17 protein-coding genes and 1 pseudogene are annotated in these 20,284 nt (G+C 38.3%); 12 read left to right on the top strand and 6 right to left on the bottom strand.

Translation table 11 applies throughout. The annotated features are described in order from the left end of the window. The first annotated feature begins 70 nt into the window (after positions 1 to 70). The 7 genes from cgtA (at position 71) to A37Q_RS0101650 (ending at position 7,105) form a co-directional block, all read left to right on the top strand. Positions 71 to 1,087 carry an Obg family GTPase CgtA gene (gene cgtA / locus A37Q_RS0101680; protein WP_018298530.1) on the top strand — a complete coding sequence of 339 codons (1,017 nt, stop codon included), beginning with the start codon at positions 71 to 73 and terminating at the stop codon, positions 1,085 to 1,087. Between the two features lie 19 nt (positions 1,088 to 1,106). Next, complete coding sequence (locus A37Q_RS14355) at positions 1,107 to 2,441, top strand: LysM peptidoglycan-binding domain-containing protein (RefSeq protein ID WP_018298529.1); 1,335 nt, start codon at positions 1,107 to 1,109, stop codon at positions 2,439 to 2,441. A 121-nt stretch (positions 2,442 to 2,562) separates the two neighbouring features. After that, positions 2,563 to 3,525 carry an SDR family NAD(P)-dependent oxidoreductase gene (locus A37Q_RS0101670; protein ID WP_018298528.1) on the top strand — a complete coding sequence of 321 codons (963 nt, stop codon included), beginning with the start codon at positions 2,563 to 2,565 and terminating at the stop codon, positions 3,523 to 3,525. Between the two features lie 490 nt (positions 3,526 to 4,015). Then, a complete protein-coding gene (locus A37Q_RS0101665; protein ID WP_018298527.1) occupies positions 4,016 to 4,681 on the top strand; it encodes an outer membrane beta-barrel protein in 666 nt (221 codons plus the stop codon). Positions 4,682 to 5,479: 798 nt separating this feature from the next. Further along, positions 5,480 to 6,154 carry an outer membrane beta-barrel protein gene (locus tag A37Q_RS0101660; RefSeq protein ID WP_018298526.1) on the top strand — a complete coding sequence of 225 codons (675 nt, stop codon included), beginning with the start codon at positions 5,480 to 5,482 and terminating at the stop codon, positions 6,152 to 6,154. A gap of 183 nt (positions 6,155 to 6,337) precedes the next feature. Beyond that, a complete protein-coding gene (locus A37Q_RS16185; RefSeq protein WP_154648602.1) occupies positions 6,338 to 6,508 on the top strand; it encodes a DUF5993 family protein in 171 nt (56 codons plus the stop codon). Between the two features lie 12 nt (positions 6,509 to 6,520). Then, complete coding sequence (locus tag A37Q_RS0101650; RefSeq protein WP_026196452.1) at positions 6,521 to 7,105, top strand: disulfide bond formation protein B; 585 nt, start codon at positions 6,521 to 6,523, stop codon at positions 7,103 to 7,105. 8 nt (positions 7,106 to 7,113) lie between these two features. Here the strand turns inward: A37Q_RS0101650 and ffh are convergent, their stop codons facing one another. From ffh to A37Q_RS0101635, 3 genes are all read right to left on the bottom strand, one after another. Beyond that, the gene (gene ffh, locus A37Q_RS0101645) at positions 7,114 to 8,526 is read right to left on the bottom strand and encodes a signal recognition particle protein (RefSeq protein WP_018298523.1); all 1,413 of its coding nucleotides are present in this window, start codon (positions 8,524 to 8,526) and stop codon (positions 7,114 to 7,116) included. Positions 8,527 to 8,647: 121 nt separating this feature from the next. Next, positions 8,648 to 8,878 carry a hypothetical protein gene (locus A37Q_RS0101640; RefSeq protein ID WP_018298522.1) on the bottom strand — a complete coding sequence of 77 codons (231 nt, stop codon included), beginning with the start codon at positions 8,876 to 8,878 and terminating at the stop codon, positions 8,648 to 8,650. A 69-nt stretch (positions 8,879 to 8,947) separates the two neighbouring features. After that, positions 8,948 to 9,487 carry an alpha/beta fold hydrolase gene (locus tag A37Q_RS0101635; protein ID WP_018298521.1) on the bottom strand — a complete coding sequence of 180 codons (540 nt, stop codon included), beginning with the start codon at positions 9,485 to 9,487 and terminating at the stop codon, positions 8,948 to 8,950. 232 nt (positions 9,488 to 9,719) lie between these two features. On the opposite strand from A37Q_RS0101635, the gene trhO reads away from it, so the two are divergent. The 5 genes from trhO (at position 9,720) to A37Q_RS0101610 (ending at position 17,231) form a co-directional block, all read left to right on the top strand. Then, a complete protein-coding gene (gene trhO, locus A37Q_RS0101630; protein WP_018298520.1) occupies positions 9,720 to 10,718 on the top strand; it encodes an oxygen-dependent tRNA uridine(34) hydroxylase TrhO in 999 nt (332 codons plus the stop codon). A 352-nt stretch (positions 10,719 to 11,070) separates the two neighbouring features. After that, positions 11,071 to 13,593, top strand: a complete 2,523-nt coding sequence (ptsP, locus tag A37Q_RS0101625; RefSeq protein WP_018298519.1) for a phosphoenolpyruvate--protein phosphotransferase — start codon at positions 11,071 to 11,073, stop codon at positions 13,591 to 13,593. A 13-nt stretch (positions 13,594 to 13,606) separates the two neighbouring features. After that, on the top strand, positions 13,607 to 15,340 hold the full coding sequence (gene nagE, locus A37Q_RS0101620; protein ID WP_018298518.1) for an N-acetylglucosamine-specific PTS transporter subunit IIBC: 1,734 nt from the start codon (positions 13,607 to 13,609) through the stop codon (positions 15,338 to 15,340). A gap of 68 nt (positions 15,341 to 15,408) precedes the next feature. Then, positions 15,409 to 16,761 carry an MFS transporter gene (locus tag A37Q_RS0101615; RefSeq protein ID WP_018298517.1) on the top strand — a complete coding sequence of 451 codons (1,353 nt, stop codon included), beginning with the start codon at positions 15,409 to 15,411 and terminating at the stop codon, positions 16,759 to 16,761. Between the two features lie 41 nt (positions 16,762 to 16,802). After that, entirely contained in the window at positions 16,803 to 17,231 is a 429-nt protein-coding gene (locus A37Q_RS0101610; protein WP_018298516.1) for a GFA family protein, read from the top strand. Positions 17,232 to 17,238: 7 nt separating this feature from the next. Here the strand turns inward: A37Q_RS0101610 and cysZ are convergent, their stop codons facing one another. The 3 genes and pseudogenes from cysZ to A37Q_RS0101595 all read right to left on the bottom strand — a co-directional run bounded on the left by cysZ (position 17,239) and on the right by A37Q_RS0101595 (position 20,275). Then, complete coding sequence (gene cysZ, locus A37Q_RS0101605) at positions 17,239 to 17,985, bottom strand: sulfate transporter CysZ (RefSeq protein ID WP_018298515.1); 747 nt, start codon at positions 17,983 to 17,985, stop codon at positions 17,239 to 17,241. A 223-nt stretch (positions 17,986 to 18,208) separates the two neighbouring features. Next, positions 18,209 to 18,946, bottom strand: a pseudogene (locus tag A37Q_RS14350) (lipoate--protein ligase family protein); the annotation flags it as partial. A gap of 3 nt (positions 18,947 to 18,949) precedes the next feature. After that, positions 18,950 to 20,275, bottom strand: a complete 1,326-nt coding sequence (locus A37Q_RS0101595) for a D-alanyl-D-alanine carboxypeptidase family protein (RefSeq protein WP_018298513.1) — start codon at positions 20,273 to 20,275, stop codon at positions 18,950 to 18,952. Between the last annotated feature and the right edge of the window lie 9 nt (positions 20,276 to 20,284).

Raw genomic sequence — 20,284 nt, 5'->3', positions numbered from 1 at the left:
TGTACATTTATTGAAAATTCCGTGATCATATGCAGTGAATAAATAATAGTGAATAAATTGAGTTGTTAACGTGAAATTTGTAGATGAAGCCTTAATTAATGTACAGGCGGGAAAAGGTGGCAATGGCTGTGTAAGCTTTCGCCGTGAAAAATATGTACCAAAAGGTGGGCCAGACGGTGGTGATGGAGGCCATGGTGGTAGCGTGATTATGAAAGCCGATGAAAATGTCAATACATTGATTGATTATCGCTATCAACGTCACTATCAAGCACAAAATGGTAAACCCGGAGAAGGAAAAAAGTGCTCAGGCAAACAAGGTGAGGATTTATCCTTGATCGTTCCGGTGGGGACAATTGCCTATGATGCGGTAAGTGGCCAGAAAATAGGTGAAGTGTTGAAAGATGGTGCGAGTTTAAAGCTTGCTCAAGGGGGTCGAAGAGGCATTGGCAATACGCACTTTAAAAGCAGTGTAAATCAGGCGCCAAGACAGTTTACATATGGCGAAGAAGGTGAGATGCGAGAGGTTCGACTAGAGCTTAAGTTACTTGCTGATATTGGTCTTTTAGGGCTGCCAAACGCGGGGAAATCAACACTTATTCGTGCGGTTTCTGCGGCCAAACCAAAGGTAGCAGATTATCCATTTACGACCATGTACCCGAATTTAGGCGTTGTGAGAGTAGGGCTTTTAGATAGTTTTGTCATTGCAGATATTCCAGGGGTAATAGAAGGCGCCTCTGAAGGTGCGGGTCTCGGGCTTCGATTTTTAAAGCATCTTTCACGTACAAGGTGTGTTTTACATTTGTTGGATATATTGCCGCCAGATGGATCAAATCCAGCAGAGAATTACTTCAAAGTGGAAAATGAGCTTAAGAAGTATTCAAAAGAGCTTTATGATAGACCAAGATGGCTTGTGCTTAATAAGGTAGATCAATTACAAGAAGATGAAGTTCAGGCACATTGCGAGCAAATTTTAAAAGAAATAGATTGGCCAAAAGAACATCCATACTTTATTATCTCAGCACTTGCAGGCTATAATACAGAGTTAATGATGCAAAAAATTATGACGTTACTTAAAAACAACGACTAATTAAAGGGAATAAATTGGAATGAAGCTAAAAGCAATTGCAATTTTGTTACCACCTGTGATGTTCTTATCAGGCTGTTCGTATATTAATAAGTATTTTAATGCGCAACAAGAAGCCGCACCAATACAATCTATTTCAACTGTGCAAAGGTATTACACTGTCAAAGAGGGGGATAGTTTATATGACCTCTCTCAGCGTTTTAATGTTACAGAAAGAACTTTGATTTTATGGAATAAGCTAAAATCACCTTATACGCTCACGCCCGGAAGTAAAATACGCGTTGCGCCATTGCCGGGTGAGAAATACTATCGAGCCGATCAAGCACCTCAATATCAAAGTAAGCCTGTTGAGTCTTCTAGCAATAATCTTGAAGTATCTCAACCTGAAAGCAAAGCTGACACACAAAGGCAGCCTGTTGTCGATTCAAGTGCTGCGCCTGTAGTGAAGCAATCTTCAGCGCCTGCCCTTAGTAAAGAGGTATCAAGTGCGACACCTGAAAAAGAAGATATGCATCGAGGCTCGGCAAGGGAAGATGCCTACCCTGTATTGCCGAAAGAGAAGACAAAATATCACACTACAGCTAAAGTGAAAGCACCTGAAGATGGCATCTATATCGTGCAAAGTGGTGATTCATTAAGTGCGATTGCAACAAGGTATAATGTTCGCTTATCTGAGCTGCAACAATGGAATGATATTTCACAGCCAAGTTTAATTTATGTCGGTCAAAAGATTTATGTTGTCGCACCTAAGACGAGTAAATCTCAGCCACAATCTGCTGTGACAGTGCATTCACAGGCCGCTTCACATAGTGCTAATGCGCTAAGTGCTAAGAAGCGAGATGATAAAAATAGTGGTGGTAATAACACCAAATCATATCAGTCAAAAGAAGTAGAAGTGAAAGATGCTAAAGTAAATGCTAATAAAGCATCAGAGGTAAAAAGTGCCTCTACAGTAAAACCACATTCAACAGAGACTCAAGCAGCGACTAAAAACACAAGCACTTCTCGTATGGTTGATGGCATTTCATGGTATTGGCCAGTCAAAGCCAAAATTGATTTATCTGATAGCAAGATGATTAATGTAGCGCAGGGCACAAGTGTCTATGCGGCAGCTGATGGCAAAGTAATTTATGCGGGTGTCGGCATGGGTGGCTATGGAAAAATGGTGATATTAAGCCATCAATCAGACTATATCTCGGCATATAGTAATTTGCAAAGCATCATTGTTTCTGAGTCACAAACAATCAAGCACGGACAAGTATTAGGAAGTGCAGGAAAGTTTCATGGACAATCAGGGGTGGACTTTGAAATTCGTCAAAATGGTCAAGTTAAAGCGCTTTCTCACTTCTTTAGCTAGATTCTACAGCACGGGTTGTTACGAGTTATTTTAAATATTCCTTGTGTTTTTTTGCCCATAGACTCTTATCTTGACTATTATCATATTCATGATGAGCAGTTATATTCAAGGAGCAAATACAATGTCTGATCGATTCGATGGGAAAATTGTTTTTATTACAGGAGGGACTTCTGGGATTGGGCTGGCAACTGCTGTGGCATTTCTCCAACAAGGTGCTAGACATGTTATCGTTGTTGGTAGAAGCGAAGAAAAATGGCAACATGCACAGCTTTATATCAAAGAGAATTTAGCGAAAGAGCAAGCAAGGCGTATTGATTATCATCCTTGTGATATTAGAATTGAAGCACAAGTACAGGCGACCTTAAAACAAATTTATGATAAATATGGGCGCTTAGATATTGCATTTAATAATGCGGGCGTACAACCAGGGGATGTTGCAGCTAAAGGTGATATCGAAGGCTTCGATTTCTTTTCAGAAATTCAATCAGATGGTTCAATTGCTTACATACTGCCAACGCCTCAGCCAAATTCTACATCTGGTTCTAAGGATGATCACTGGCGAGAGGAAATGCCTACACAATCAACGATAATTTCTTCTTATCGGGAAAGCCCAATTGCAACTAATATTTTTGGTATGTTTTATTGCTTGAAGTGGGAGTTGGCTTATAGTTTTAAAAACCAGCCAAAAGATTTACCTGTATCAATTATTAATACATCTAGTCGTGTAGGGATGTTACCTGTTCCTACTAGGCCATTATATAGTGCTGCTAAAGCTTTTATTAATTCATTAACTCGGTCGCTATCGAACCAAGCAGCGCAAAGAGCGAATGCAGATAAACGTAAGATGATTAGAGTTAATGCAATTGCACCAGGGCCAGTTGATACCCCGTTAGAGCGTGCCGCATTTCCAGGGAAGAGTTTTGAAACCGCAAAAGCAGGTGTCCCTATGCAGAAAATTGCAAAGCCTGAAGATATTGCAGAAGCTGTATTATTTTTAGCTGATAATAATATGTCAAATTATATAACTGGTGCAATTTTACCTGTTGATGGGGGGCATGTGGCCTCACCGATAATCAAACCTTAAATGCGAATCAAGAGTCGATTTATGTGCAATACTTTTGTGTCAATAACTCAAGTGCGGCTCATAGTCTTCCGAATACCTGAACCAGTAATCCCTCTGTAGGCCTAACTTTACTTGCTATTTCTATAGTTGTTTTTCATGAATCCAATTGCTTATTGACTCCGCTGGCGATTTTATACTTTGCCATTATTCCGCTAACCTAATGTTCGTAGGAGAAGGCGTAGAGTCAACTTATAAGCCTTGGCTTTGATTGTTATTCAATCTTTCTTCGTATTTATATATTTATTATCATGCGCCGCCTTAAGATTTATGATCATTGATTTTATCAAGATATAAATAATATTCAGCGTGTAATTTAATCATAAAAATCTTTTTAGTGCGTATTCAATACGCTTTTTAATTATTTTGTTTTCACCCATAATGTGCCCCGTTAGCAAGACACAGGGTGTCAAGCTGAAAGGTTTACTAACTTAAACAACATGAGGAAAAGAAAATGAAACTAGTAAAGAAAACAATGATCGCTGCAGCAGTTGCTTCAACTTTAATTGCCGGTAGTGCTTTTGCAGCCGGCGCGCAAACAGGCCTAGTATTAGGTGGTAACTTAGGTTACGGTTATGCACAAAACGGTACGATTAAAAATGGCTTAGAAGGTTCAGGCAATCAATCAAATGGTGGCTTAGCAGGTGGTGTATTTGTCGGTTATGACTATGCAATCAGCAAAATGATTAGTGTGGGTGTTGAGGCAGACTTGCAGTATGCACACAATGTTGCAGGAGGAAGTGGGAAATATGATTACTTTGTGGCGGATGGTGCTAGTTCATATAGAACAAATGTATTTTCACTGCCATTATTCTTAACCGCTAAGTTTTATGTGCCGGGTGTAAATGGCTTAAATGTATTTGGTAAATTTGGTTATGCATATAATCGTGTTACTACAGTTTCATCAGCAACTGATAATTTAATTGGATTTAATGTAAATGATTCTAAGTTAAGTCAAACAACTAATCTATGGCGTCCAGTAATGGCAGGCGGTATTGGTTATCAAATTGATAATGTTAATATCTTTGCACAATACCAATATAACTTCCTACGTAACGGCGGTAACAACAGCGGTTACAGCACATTCACAGGCGGTGTTTCTTATACACTTCCTATGTAATCGAAAAGAGGGGGTTTACCTATTTAAGACCAACGTAAATAGGTGAGCTAAGCTAAGAGGGAGAACTCTACTCTCCTCGATTGTCCCTCTTGGCTTATTAAAACCATTGAGTCTTTGGCTTGATGGTTTTTTTGTATGTTTAAAAAAGTAAATTACTCTTTTTGTATTTCTCTTGAGATAGGTGCCCCTCTAAAACATTTATTGGCTTTAAATTTTTAAGGGTTACAATCTTATAAGTATCAATACAAATTCTCCAGTTTGAAGTTTATATCAGATAATAATTTCATCGGTGTTTATCATCCTTTTTTGTATCAAAAAAGATACATATTGTTACATAGATGAAACGGTTTTATAGGGGATATTAGATTACTATAAGGTCATTTTAAGTTGTTTCACATCTAACTAAGCTTAAGGACTTTATATGAAAAAATCTGTATCCACCACGAGAGTAACGTTGCTATTGCCAATGCGCTTTAAAGCGCGATATAGACACCTATATTCAGTGATGTGATACACAATCAAAAGAGAATTTCTGACTAGATTACACATTATCAATGCACTTTTTGACAGCATGATAGCGCTATGAGTTTAGTGCGTAGCGCTAGGTGATATCCGCAACGAGATGAGATTTGTTAATGTTGTGATTTTTATGGGTATGGATGATTTTTTTGGAAAATTTCATACGTATTCAATACGCTTTTTAACTAATTTATTTTAGTTCATAATGCACCCCATCAGTAAGACACAAGGTGTTGAGCTGGAAAAATGTATTCATGTAATAACATAGAGGAAAAGAGAATGAAACTAGTAAAGAAAACAATGATCGCTGCAGTAGTTGCTTCAACTTTAATCGCAGGTAGTGCTTTTGCAGCCGGCGCACAAACAGGCCTAGTATTGGGTGGTAACTTAGGTTACGGTTATGCGCAAAACGGTACGATTAAAAATGGTCCAGCTGGTCCTTTAGGCGGTGCATTTGATAAGTCAAATGGTGGCTTAGCTGGTGGTGTATTTATCGGTTATGACTATGCAATCAGTAAAATGATTAGTGTGGGTGTTGAGGCAGATCTACAGTATGCGCATAATCTAGCAAATGGCAAAGTTGCCCTTCCGGGGAATAGTTCTGCCAGCTATAGAACAAATGGTTTAGCTGTTCCAGTATTTTTCACAACTAAGTTTTATGTGCCGGGTGTAAATGGTTTAAATGTATTTGGTAAATTTGGTTATGCATATAATAGAATTACTACTTCAAGTAGTGTATCCATTCCTAACTTACCAGCTCAATGGGGTGGTGGTGATCATAAGGTTACTGAAACAACTAACCTATGGCGTCCAGTTATAGCTGGTGGTATTGGTTATCAAATTGATAAAGTGAACCTCTTTGCACAATATCAATATAACTTCTTACGTAGCGGCGGTAACAACAGTGGCTACAGCACATTCACAGGCGGTGTTTCTTATACACTTCCTATGTAATCAAAAAGAGGGAGTTTGCCTATTTAGGACCAACGTAAATAGGTGAGCTAAGCTAAGAGGGAAAACGCTACTCTCCTCGATTGTCCCTCTTGGCTTATTAAAACCATTGAGTCTTTGGCTTGATGGTTTTTTTGTATTTGTATGTTAGAAAACTGCCAGCTACACTTCAGTTAAAGAAACAAAATGGAAAGTTGTATGCCGGGTATTTTGATTACATTTGTCCTATTGCTTTTAAGTGTTATTGTTGTGTGGTTTAAACGACGTTTAGGCATGTTTGTCTTTATTGTCTTTCTGATTGTTTTTGCTTTGGTCTTTTTGCATCATGCAACCGATCATTTGCAGATTTATTTATAGGAGGGGAGCATGATGAAGCAAAAGAGCATTAACACAGTATTTAAGTTTATCTCAGGGATTGAAATCATTGGAATTTGTATCATTATTCTAATTGCCCTTTATTTTCAGCTGGTACTCAATGAGCTGCCTTGCCCGCTTTGTCTGTTACAAAGGCTTGGGCTTTTAGGTGTTGCATTTGGCTTTTTGTTAAATACACACTATCATGTTAGACCTTCTCATTATGCCTTATCACTTATCTCAGCGGTAGTGACCTCATTTGTCTCATTACGACAAATCGCGCTTCATGTAACGGATCCTGTTGGTTATGGCTCGAGCTTCTTAGGCTTTCATATGTATACATGGGTCTTTATTTTATGTTGCGTGATCATCTTGTATATTGCCATTGTGATGAGTTTCCCAAGGCAGTATATGATCTATAAAGATAAAGCGCATATTGAAAAAATCTCAGAGGCAAGAGGCAAAAAAACACGCCTTTTTACTCGCTGTGCATTTATTTTGTTTTTGGTTGTTATTATTCTGAATATGTTTTCAACCTTCAGTGAGTGTGGGTTAACTGAATGCCCAGATAATCCCACAAGCTATAAACTACTTAAGTGAGTGACTCTTTAAAAGGGGAACTTTCCGCCTTTTTTGCCCATTCCGCCTGGTGGCATCATGCCTTGCATTTGCTTCATCTGTTTCATGCCACGCATCGCGCCCATCATTTTACCAAGACCACCTTTACCGCTCATTTTTTTCATCATTTTTTGCATTTGTGTAAATTGCTTTAATAGGCGATTAACATCTTGTACCTGAGTGCCTGAGCCACGTGCAATTCGCTGTTTTCTAGAAGATTTAACAAACTCGGGTTTTCTTCTTTCAAATGGTGTCATGGAGTTAATGATTGCCTCCATTTGAATAAACATTTTATCATTAACTTTATCTTGTAGGTTTTGCGCCATATTGCCAGCGCCGGGAAGCTTCTCCAGCATTGAACCGACGCCGCCCATTTTTTTCATTTGCTGAAGTTGCTCTTTAAAATCATCTAAGGTAAAGCTTTTGCCTTTTTTGATTTTTTTAACCAGTTTATCAGCTTTGGTTTTATCTACTTTTTGCTCAACTTCTTCAATAAGAGATAACACATCGCCCATGCCAAGAATTCTTGAGGCAATTCGCTCTGGATGAAAGGCTTCAAGTGCTTCAGCTTTCTCACCAACCCCGATAAATTTAATCGGTTTTCCGGTGATTTCACGAATAGAAAGGGCAGCTCCCCCTCTTGCATCACCATCGGCTTTGGTCAGAATGACACCTGTAAGTTCAAGTGCATCATTAAATGCTTTTGCGGTATTGGCAGCATCTTGACCTGTCATACTATCAACAACAAATAAAGTTTCTGTTGGGCTTGTATGTTGATGAAGTGCTTTAACCTCATTCATCATCTCATCGTCAATATGTAATCGACCTGCCGTATCGATAATGAGAACATCACATACCTTTTGCTTTGCAGCTATGATTGCTTCATTTGCAATATCAAGTGGTTTTTGCTGATTTGTTGAAGGGTGATATTCAACTTCTAATGCATTTGCTAATGTCTCAAGTTGTTTAATAGCAGCAGGGCGATAAATATCCGTACTGACAACCATCACTTTTTTGTTTTCACGTTCTTTTAAAAACTTGGCAAGTTTTGCCGTAGAGGTTGTTTTCCCTGAACCTTGTAAACCTGCCATTAATATGACAACAGGTGGCTTGGCAGAGAGGTTGAGTGACTCGTTTTTCTCACCAAGTGTGCTCTCGAGTGCTTTTTTTACAATCGAGATAAATGTTTGCCCCGGTGTGAGACTTGTTTTTACTTTTTCACCCAAAGCTTCTTGTTGAATATCATTAATGAATTTCTTAACAACAGGTAGAGCAACATCCGCCTCTAAAAGTGCCATGCGCACATCACGCAGGGCTGATTTTATATTGTCTTCACTTAAGCGGCCTTGACCTTTAATTTTATCTAAAGAAGATCCGAGCCTATCGGATAAACTCTTAAACATGTGCTTATTCCTTAATTCAATCTACACTAACTCAGTTGATTATCAGCGTACTTTTAGAAAATATAATTTGCTATATTGTAATCGCTATTGCCTTTGAATCACAAATGCTTTTGGATGATTTTTATTTTGCTGTGTTTGTGTTTTGAAGAATGAACTGGTTTAATGCATTGAGGGCGGCTTTGGTGTTCTCTTGTAATACCCAATGGGAGGCAGCATCAATGGCAATCTTTTGAAGTTGATGCTGGGCTAGAAAGGGAAGGCTTTGAAGCTGCTGTCCTTTGTTGGCATAGCAGTAAGTTTTAGGGATGGGAAGTTTGCTATAGGCTAAGCCTACGCTATTGGTAAATTCCATCTGTTTTTCAAAGGTGGCAATTTTCCTTGTTTCAAGCGCAAGTGCTTTAAATGCTGCTTTGTCACATAACTATAGCCCACAAAAGTAGGCTCTTAGATAGTGATCATTCATGCCAAGGGTGTAGATTTTTTGGCAAAAATCATCAAACCATTTTGAAAATGAGATCCCAGTAGATAAAGCATCATGTAGGTTTTGTGTCAAAAATGAGCCATATTGAGTGATACTCGTCTCTACAGCAAAAATGCGGCACTTTTGTTGTTCAGACTCAGTTAATAATTGATAAAGTTTTGTGGTAGCAATGCCTGCAATAGAGTGTGGAATAAAATAAATTGATTGATAGTGTTCTAACAGCGGGGCAATTTGAGCCTCAAGACATTTGGCAATAAGCTTATAGTCACTGGTGTTTGTATGTGAACTTTTGCCATGATTGATGAGATCTGGGATCAAAATATCATATTCATTTAAAGCATTTTCATGGAGTAGAAACTGATAGTTTAAATGACTGTCGCCAAGCCCATGAATAAAGATACACAATATATCCTTGTTATTGTGGCGATAGAGTGAAAAAAGTTCATGTGACTGATAGCGTAGGTAATGTGTTGAAATCATCTTTTTGCACAAGGGTGGTAGTACTCTTAAGCGTAGAGAAAAATTGACATAAATCATAGTTTCAATTTTAAATATTTTGTGATCATTTATATTCATGTGTATAATGTGCGCTGAATGCATATGCAGTCATGATTAAGGTAAATGTGAGTGAATGCCGTTACGATGAGATCCATGACGCAATAGAGATATGTTAAGTATTTTAAAATAACCGCGAAAGATTAGGTAAGTAATGATGAGCGAATATGTTGTATCTGCCATGTATAAATTTGTGGCGCTAGATAACTATATCGATATGAGAGCACCTTTATTACAGGTGATGAATGAAAATAATGTCTATGGGACGCTTCTTTTAGCAAAAGAGGGGATCAATGGGACAATTGCTGGTAGTCAACAAGGTATTGATAATGTACTTCAATATTTAAAAGCAGACGCGCGTTTATCTAACCTGTCACATAAAGAGTCTATTCATAGTGACATTCCATTTTATCGCGCTAAAGTGAAGCTTAAAAAAGAGATTGTGACATTAGGCGTGGAAGGTTTAGACCCGCGCAAAGTGTGTGGTACTTATGTTAAGCCAAAAGATTGGAATGCACTTATTTCTGACCCTGAAGTGTTACTGGTTGACACGAGAAATGACTATGAAATTGAAATAGGCACATTTGAAGGTGCGGTTTCCCCGCATACGGAGAGTTTTCGCGAGTTTCCGGAGTACGTTGCCAATAATTTAGATAAAACAAAGCATAAAAAAGTGGCAATGTTTTGCACAGGGGGTATTCGCTGTGAGAAATCAACGGCACTATTGAAAGAACAAGGATTTGAAGATGTGTATCACCTTGAAGGTGGGATATTAAAGTATCTTGAAGAAGTTCCAAAAGATGAAAGTATGTGGGAAGGTGAGTGCTTTGTCTTTGATTCGCGTGTTGCTGTTAATCACGATTTAGAAAAAGGGCAATATGATCAATGTTATGCTTGTCGTATGCCAATTACTGAAGAAGATAAGCAAAAGGATGAATACCAAAAAGGCCTCTCTTGTCATCACTGTCATGATAAGTTAACTGAGGCGCAAAAAGAGCGCTTTTTGGAACGTCAAAAGCAATCTTCATTGGCGGAGAAACGCGGTGAAATGCATATTGGTGAGGCTGCTAAGGATGCAGCAATACTAAGAAAGCATGAAAAGCAAAAAAAGCGTGAAGTGGCAAGGGAAAGAAACAAGCAAGCAAATATAGCCTAACAAGGCACCTTAAACTCTTTTCCTTTCTTTCTTATATATCTCTAACTATTCCCATATATAACCTGAGTCATTTTATAGTTAATCTAATAAGAGATTACTATTTATTTGTGTATCATTTTATCTTTTTTGCAAGGTCAGCGGTATATATTCAGGCGCTTCATTTTATATTTTATCTAGTAGATTTATTGATCGAAAGCCCATGATGCATGGATAAAATCCTATCCAGAATTGTAACAACAATATTTATAAATGTGTATTTGGCAAAATACTTGTTGAAAGAAATCTACCATATCTGTATTTTATTTTGATAAAGCGGTAGTTTTACGATTGACAATCAGTAATGGGAGCGATAATGGGGCTTAGTTTATATATGCCAGCAAAAGGTATTGCACTTGAACTTTCTCAAGTGCCAGATCCAGTGTTTGCAGAGAAAATGGTCGGAGATGGATTTGCAATTGATCCATTAGAAAATACACTTTATGCGCCTGTAAGTGGTACGATAAAATCCATTGCAAAGACAAAACATGCTATTACGATTGAAACAGAGAATAAATTAAATGTGCTGATTCATTTCGGTCTAGAAAGTGTTGCGCTAAATGGTGATGGGTTAAATGTGCTTGTTAATGAGGGTGATCAAGTTAGCATAAATGATGCGCTTTTGCAGTTTGATGTGCTGTATGTATCTTCCCGCATCAAATCGCTTATTACCCCCGTTGTGATTAGCGATTATGAGGGCAATGCTTTTGAGAATATCACATCTAAAACGATGCAAAGGCATGCTGAAATCTGTAGGCTTGATGATATTAATGGGAAATTAGTTATTAATGAAGGTGCATGTGATAAAGGAGTATCTCAAGTTGCCAAAGAGCGTAAGGTGGTTATTGGTAACGCACATGGGCTTCATGCAAGACCAGCAGCTAATCTTGCCAAGGCAGCCAAGGGCTTTCAGGCAGTTATTACGCTTAGAAAAGGCGAGAATAAGGCCAATGTTAAAAGTCTTGTTGAAGTGATGGCGCTTGGTATTGAATATCAAGATGAAATTATAATTTCTGCAGATGGAGAAGATGCAGATTTAGCGCTTGAGTCACTATGTCATATACTGGCTAATTTGCATGATGATGTAGAAGAGTCAGACAAATCGCACCTGAGTCATGAAGTGCAACAAGATCAAGGCAAAGTTAAAGGCAATCAATATTTTGGCATTACAGCATCAAAAGGTCAGGTAATTGGACAGCTTTGTAAGATTGACGAGATTGATTTTCAATTTGATAAAAATAGTGCACAGAGTGTAGAGGAAGAGCAAAGGCGTTTAAATAACGTGCTTCATAGCTATGCTCAGTCTTTGAAAGATTCGCTGAGTGATCAATCATTAGATAAAGACAAAAGATCGATTATCCTTGCACATATTGAGCTTTTAGAAGATGAAAAACTACTTCAAATTGCTGAAAGTGCCATTGAGCAAAACAAAAGCGCTGAATTTGCATGGCAGCAGGCGACCGATGAGGTGGTCGCATTACTTCAATCCTCTAATAATCAAATGATGATTGAGCGTGTGGCTGATATTAAAGATATCTATAAGCAAATCCTGTCAGCGCTAAGTGGACAAAGCTTGTCGCAAAGAAGCTATTCGCAAAATACGATATTGTTTGCCGAAGAGTTTACCTTGAGCGATGTTTTAACATTAGATGAAAATGTTGTAGGGCTAGTCTCGACAAAGGGTGGAAAAACCTCTCATGTGGCAATTATTGCAAATAATAAGCGTATTCCACTGATGATTCAAGTGGCGCAAAAATTAGAAGAACATCTTGATGAAGAAGTAATCTTAAATGCAGGCGAGCTAGCTGGCGCTGTCATTGAAGTGAGTGTAACAAATGATGAAAAAGAAGCATTTTTACAAAAGATACAGCAGCAGAAACAGCTCCTTCAACAAATGCAGCAAGATATCCTTCTGCCGGCAACCACTGAAGATGGTACGGAAATTAAATGTTATATGAACATTAAATCAAATAAGGAATGTCAGAACTTTAAAGCGCTTGGTGCAGATGGTATTGGTCTTTTTCGTACGGAGTTTATTTACCTTGATCGAGAAAAAGCGCCAAGTGAAGATGAGCAGTTAGCGATTTATCAAAACCTTGTGGCTGAAGTTGGCAATAAACCGATTATTGTTCGCACTTTAGATGCAGGGGGCGATAAAGCTATTTCCTATTTGCAGCTTGCCAAAGAGGAAAATCCATTTTTAGGTATACGTGGCATTCGTTTAACACTTGCGCATCCTGAGTTATTAAGAACGCAGCTTCGTGCACTTATTCGCACTGAAAGCGAGAATATCCAGATCATGTTTCCTATGGTATCAAGCCTTGTAGAGTTTAGACAAGCAAAGGCCATTTATGATGAAGAGCATAAAAACTTAGGGGCAAATGTACGACAGCAACTTGGAATCATGGTTGAGGTGCCAAGTGTTATCATGCAGGCAAAAGCTTTTGCTAAAGAGGTTGATTTTATGTCTGTTGGAACAAATGATTTAACACAATATATCATGGCGATGGATAGAGAGCATAATGAGCTGGCAAGTGAGATTGATCATTTGCATCCAGCGGTGTTGATTGCACTATCCTATATTCAGAAAATTGCCAAAGAAGAAGGAACCAAGCTCTCTATTTGTGGGATGATGGCAGCTGATGAGGAGGCTCTGGCTATTTTGATTGGACTTGGTATTTATGATCTCTCGATGAGAGAGAATATGCTTGCAGAGAATAAAGCATTAATCCGTAAATTGAATACAGCGCGTTGTGAAATGATTGCCTCAGAAGTATTGAAACTTGATGATGCGAAAAGTGTAAGAGAACATGTTCGAGTATTTTTGAAAACATTATAAGAGGGTGGGGTAAATGATTAAGGGTTTTAATTTCAAGAGCATCCAGCAGCTAGGGCGTGCGTTAATGCTGCCAATTGCAGTATTACCAATTGCTGGGATATTGCTTCGCTTTGGTCAACCTGATTTATTAGATATCAAGGCAATTGCTGATGCAGGCAATGCTATTTTCCAAAACTTGCCACTTTTATTTGCTGTGGGTGTAGCGATTGGTTTTGCTAAGAAAAATCATGGGGCTGCGGCACTGGCCTCGGTCGTTGGCTTTTTGGTGATGAATGCGGTCACTGCAACCATTAATGCCCATGTCAATACAGGGGTGCTTGGCGGCATTATTATCGGTATTGTTGCAGGGCTGTTATATAACCGCTTTTATGAGATCAAGCTGCCCTCATATCTGGCATTTTTTGGTGGTAAACGCTTTGTGCCGATTATTACAGGTCTTGCAGCGGTGCTACTTGGTTTTCTATTTGGCTTTATTTGGCCGCCGATACAGGCTGGGATTAATGGGTTTGGAAACTGGTTGATTGGTTCTGGTTCTATTGGACTTTTCTTATATGGATTTTTTAATCGCATCTTATTAATATTTGGCTTGCATCATGTTTTGAATAATCTTGTATGGTTTCAGTTTGGTAGCTTCCACGATGCAGCTGGCGCGGTTGTTCATGGGGATATTGCGCGTTTTATGGCGGGTGATCCAACTGCTGGCGCCTTTATGTCAGGCTTTTTCCCGATTATGATGTTTGGGCTTCCTGCCGCTTGTTTTGCAATGTATCGCCATGCCCATACACATCGACAAAAGGCGGTGGCAGGCATGCTTTTCTCAATCGCGTTAACTGCATTTTTAACAGGTGTCACCGAGCCGATAGAATATAGCTTTATGTTTCTGGCGCCATTTTTATATTTAATACATGCCATTTTAACTGGGCTTTCAATGGTGGTGATGTACTTCCTTGGCGTCAAACTTGGCTTTACATTCTCAGCAGGGCTTATCGATTATGTATTATTCTTTAAAATGGATACACATCCTTGGCTGTTAATTCCAGTTGGGATCATAACGGCTTTGGTGTATTACGTGCTCTTTAGTTTTTTCATCAAGCGCTTTAATTTGCAAACGATCGGCAGAGAGGTTGAAGAGGAAATTGATGAAGATATAAAAGAGATTCAAGAGGATTCTCGCGCTAAAGCCTTTGTCATTGCCTTAGGTGGTAAAGCCAATTTAGATAATGTTGATGCTTGCACAACAAGACTTCGCTTGCAGGTAAAAAATGCATATAACATTCATAAAGGGATGTTAAAACAACTGGGTGCAAAGGGCGTTGTATCACCTGATGACAAAACAGTTCAAGTTATTCTAGGGCCTGAAGCAGATCTTATCTCAGGAGAGATTAATGATATTTTACCGCTTATCAATGAGGCAGATAAAGCCTATCATTTAGAACATACAGCAAACAAAGGCGCGTCAGCTGATAGCACGCATAATCAAGATGAAGTCAATCAAGCTGTTAGTGAAGATTGTGTTACTCAGGTGCTTGAGGCCTTAGGGGGTGCTGTTAATATTAAAACAGTGGAGCTTTATGCCTTAACGCGTATTACACTGACATTAGGTGAACTTAAAAAAGCAAATTTAAGTGTTTTGGAATCTTTAGTGGATGGTGTCTTAACTGTAAACGATAATGTGCTACAGTTGATTGTGCTTAAGAACGCAGAGGGCTTTAAAACAATGCTAGAGAAAAAAATTGCTTCCCTTTAAGTTTCCTTTTTTTAGGCTTTAGGTGTAGAATCTACAGTCACTTCAATTGAGCCTAATGCTTTTAATCTATGACAACTTCAGATAAAACTTCAACCTTTAGTATTGCCAGTATTTATGCTTTTCGCATGTTGGGACTTTTTATTATTTTGCCCATATTCAGCTTATATGCAGATAAGATTATTGATGCAACCCCAACGCTAATTGGTATAGCGCTTGGCATATATGGTTTAACACAAGCGCTTTTGCAAATTGTCTTTGGCATTATGTCTGACCATTATGGCAGAAAGCCGATTATTATCTTTGGTTTAATTCTTTTTATTCTAGGCAGTATTGTTTGTGCGCTTTCAACAACAATCTATGGCATTATCATTGGGCGCGCGCTTCAGGGGGCTGGTGCTATTGGTTCAACATTAACCGCGCTTGTAGCTGATGTAACAAAAGAAGAAAACAGAATGAAAGCGATGTCAGTGGTTGGTATGACAATTGGCTTTTCCTTTTTAATTGCCATTATTTTAGGCCCTATTTTAAATAATATTATTGGTTTATCTGGTATCTTTTGGTTAACAGCTGTTTTGGGTGTTATCGCTATTGGTGTTTTGATTAAATTTGTACCAACGCCTAAGGTGCTACTGGTTCATCCAGTGAATGAAACCGTAAAAGGGCAAATCGTTAAAGTACTTTTAATGCCTGAGTTAATGCGTTTAAACTTTGGTATTTTAGTGCTTCATGCTTCACTCACTGCACTTTTTATTGCGGTTCCCATTATCTTACAAGATTATATGGGAATAGGGGAAAGCGCTCAGTGGGTTGTCTATTTGCCAGTATTGCTTATTTCATTTTGTTTGATGATTCCTTTTATTATTATTGCTGAGACAAAAAACAGGATGAAAAAAGTATTTGTCAGCGCTATTTTTGTTTTGATGTTAATGCAGTTCTTATTATTTGGATTTGATAAGCATATTGTGGTTATGAGTGTACTTTTGGTATTGTTCTTTGCAAGTTTTACACTCTTGGAATCTTCATTACCATCACTTGTTTCAAAGCTCTGCCCAATTAGAAGAAAAGGCACAGCAATGGGCATTTTCTCAAGTTTTCAATTTTTGGGTATTTTCATTGGGGGCGCGCTTGGCGGTGTGATTTTCCATCACTTTGGCGTCAAGGGAGTTTTTATCTTTAATGGGGTGTTAACACTCCTTTGGCTGATTGTTGCGATCAGCATGAAAAAACCTAAGCAATTAAGTACAAAAATTATTGGTTTGAAGTCATTGACTGAAGACAAGCTACAACATATTCAAGAGGGAATTAAAAAGATTTCAGGTGTTGAGGAAGCCTATATTGCTAAAGATGAAAAAACAGCGTATTTAAAAGTAGATAAGCGTAATTTTGATGAAAAAGCATTAATTGCACTTGTTGGGGAATAAATATTTAACTTGAGCAGGCTTTATTTTATGAGGGACTTTTTATGCAATTAAAGTGTGACTGTGAAAGAGTAGAGATTGAGTTTGCACATGAACCAATAGCTTCTTTATATTGTCATTGTGCTGATTGTCGTAGTTTAACTAAGATGCCAGTATACCAAGGTATGGCATTTGAGAAAAAGACAATGAATATTGTCAAAGGGCAACAGAGTATCAGTAGCCATCAGTTCCATACACACGCATTAAAACGCTACTTTTGTAGAGAGTGTGGTTGTTTTCTTTATGCATTAAATCGTTTAGGGTTTGTTACGACAAGTGCTTTTAACTTCTCTCAGGAAGATCAAGGTACATCTCAACCAAGTTGTCACTTATTTTATGGAGAGGGGGTCATTCAGATGGATGATGAGTTGATTAAATATCAAAAAGGCAGTGAAGATTTAAAAAAACAATATGATGATAAGCAATCAAAGTAGCAATAGCTTATAAGCTACTGCTACTTTGATTATGAAACTCCTCAACATACATTTTTGTTGCGCCAGCAATGGCAGCAGGAATAACAATAATATTTAAGATAGGGATCATTAAGAAAATAGTGGTAATAAAACCAAATGAAAGAGAAAGCGTGCGTTTTTTTATGAGCTGTCTTTTCATCATTGGAAAAGGAATTTCATTGTTATCAAACGGGTAATCAGCATATTGAATAACATTAAACCAGCTTAGCAGTATAAGCCAAAGAATCCCTGTAAATAGGTTGATAACGGGAATAAAATAGCACACTAAAATCACAATGACCCAAGGCAAAAAAGCAATTAACTTTTTGCTTTCACGCACAATGCTTTTAGGCGCAATAAGCATAAAACCTTTAAAAGTTAGTGGTGCACCGACTGCCTTCTTTGTAAGTTTACATTGAATCTTCTCAGCAAGAAAGCTGTAAAAGGGGGCTGCAATAATTAGCGCAATGGCGGTGAATAGATAGGCAGAAAACAAAAAAAGCGAGATAATTGCAATAAGGTAAATAAGCCAATTAATCCAATCAAGCCAGCTTGGCAGGTGGCTATCAAGCCATGTGGTCAGAAGCTGAAGCTCATTGAGTGCAAAGTACCAAATCGCAATAAATAAAATAAGATTCATTATAAGCGGGATAAGGGTAAAACGTTTTACCCCTTTTGAGAAAATCAGGTTAAATCCACTAAAGAGATAGTGGGTGGCACTATTTTGTGTCTGCATAATCACTCACCTTGAAAACATTCGGAATGACATCAAAAAAGATTTTTGCAAGCTTATTAGATGCAGGATCAAAACTTGAGAGAACTTTTTGAAAGCTGGCTTGATCATAAATCGGCTTATGTTGATGAATCCATGTTGCCAGCATATGATATTGCTCTTTAGCGTCAAGTGCATGGATATGACCATTTTTAATTTGCAAACTCACCTCGTCACCCTCAATATCAAATGATCTTTCAAACGGCAGCGTTTTGCCATAACGCCATTGCCATGTTTGAAGCATGAGTATTTCTTGAATAATGCTATTATGAGTGAGATCTGAAGGCAGATAAGTGATATGTTTATTAAAGTTATTTAAAAAAGCCTGAATAATGGTATTGATATCAATATCTGGGTGGACCGCTTTAAGATTCATAACTTTTGAGCGATGTGAGTGAACCCCTTTGGTGTTTAAGTTGTCATCAATCTTATGATGTAAGTAATGATAGAGCTTGTCAGTGTTCGTATTGACAAGTAAAGTACCATGTTGGAACGCACGATCTTTTGTTTCTCGAAAAGCACTGCCAGAGATTTTATAGTCGTTATTTTGATGTCTTAGTAAAATATCATTTCTTTCAGAAACATGTGCCTTGATGTCAGCTTCAGCAAGAACTTGTATAATTGTATCGAGGTTTTTCCGTTTATTGTAATCCTCTGAAGAAGAGATAATCGTATAGTTAATATTTCCCATGTCATGAAAGACAGTCCCGCCACCACTTTGGCGTCGCACAATCGGAATGTTATCCTTATTCAGTGCATGGATGTTGCACTCACGCCATGGGTTTTGCGCTCTACCAATCACAACACAAGGGGTATTCTGCCAAAGATACAAAATAGGCTCACCTGTGAACACTTCACGGAATAACCAGTTTTCAACCGCTAGATTATAATAAGGGTCATGAGAGCTTGCTATATAAAGGTGCATGGGTTAGAACCAAAGTGAGACAGTGCCTTTTATGCGTTGCCATAAAGAGCCAGTTGGGTCATCTTTAAGTGTTACAACTGGGAAGCTTTCAACTATTTTGCCTTTGTAGGTCATATCAAGTTTACCAGCGGGTGTGCCAGCATTAATAGGGGCGGTGAGTTTATTTTGCTCTTTATGGAGAACAAACTGGATTTCTTTGGGATCTAAGTAGCTTGGATAACTGATGGTAATTGGAGATTGAACACCAATATCAACATAATCACTAGCGCCTTTATAGACACGAAGTGAGTTCAGTTTATATTCTGCCGGATAAAAGGTCTGTGTTTTAAAGTTTGAGAAGCCATATTCAAGCAAGGTTTGACTGTCTCTTGCACTTTGAATCAGACTTGTTGAACCAATAACAACAGAGATTAATCTAGCATGATCAGGTTTGACTGCTGAGGAAACTAAAGAGTAACCAGCAGCATCAGTAGAGCCTGTTTTAATACCGTCAGCATAAGGGTAGATGAAAAGAAGCTTATTATAGTTATGTGTAACAAAGCCATTCATTGTGACTGTTTGCATTTTAAAGTAGTGATAGTATTGTGGATAATCTTTAATAAGGTGTTGTGCTAAAACAGCAAGATCTCTTGCGGAGGTATATAAATTAGGTGCAGGAAGTCCCATGACATCACTAAAGTGTGTATTGCTCATGCCAAGTTTTTTGGCTTCAAAGTTCATAATGTTGACAAAACCTTCTTGCGTGCCAGCAATCAACATCGATAAGGCAACAGAGGCATCATTTCCTGAAGCGACAATCGCCCCTTCGATGAGTGTTTGTACCGTAACTTTTTGCCCAGATTTCAGATGCATGCTAGATCCTGCTGTATGCCATGCAATGGCAGGAACAGTCACTTCTTGATCTAATTTCAAGGAGCCTTTTGCTAAGCGTTCAAATACGATATAAAGTAGCATCATTTTTGTTAATGAGGCAGGCGCAATGCGTTGATTTGCATCTTTCTCGGCAAGGATGTTACCACTTTCTTCATCCATTAGCACATAACTTTGTACGTTTAAAATAGGTGCCTTAACCACTTTGTTATTCCAAAGAGTGGTTGCAGGTGTGATGTTGGGTAATAAAAGATCTTTAGGTGCTTGTGGTACTTGCACCTCAACAGGAACCTTTGCACTTGATGACACAGCGCCATAGGCATTTAGGGGTACACCCATATAGTTAACAGATGTCGCGCCATAGGTGTTTGCTTTGGTTGCTTGATCAGTATTAGCAACAAGCAATTGCGTGCTTAACACAACTGTAGAGATGGCAATGGTCATTTTTTTAAGATACATAATACGCCC

The organism is Fangia hongkongensis FSC776 = DSM 21703 (assembly GCF_000379445.1).
In the GTDB taxonomy this organism is placed as follows: Bacteria; Pseudomonadota; Gammaproteobacteria; order Francisellales; family Francisellaceae; genus Fangia; species Fangia hongkongensis.
The sequence above is the reverse complement of the archived record's forward strand: the minus strand, read 5'-3'. Positions and strand labels throughout refer to the sequence as shown.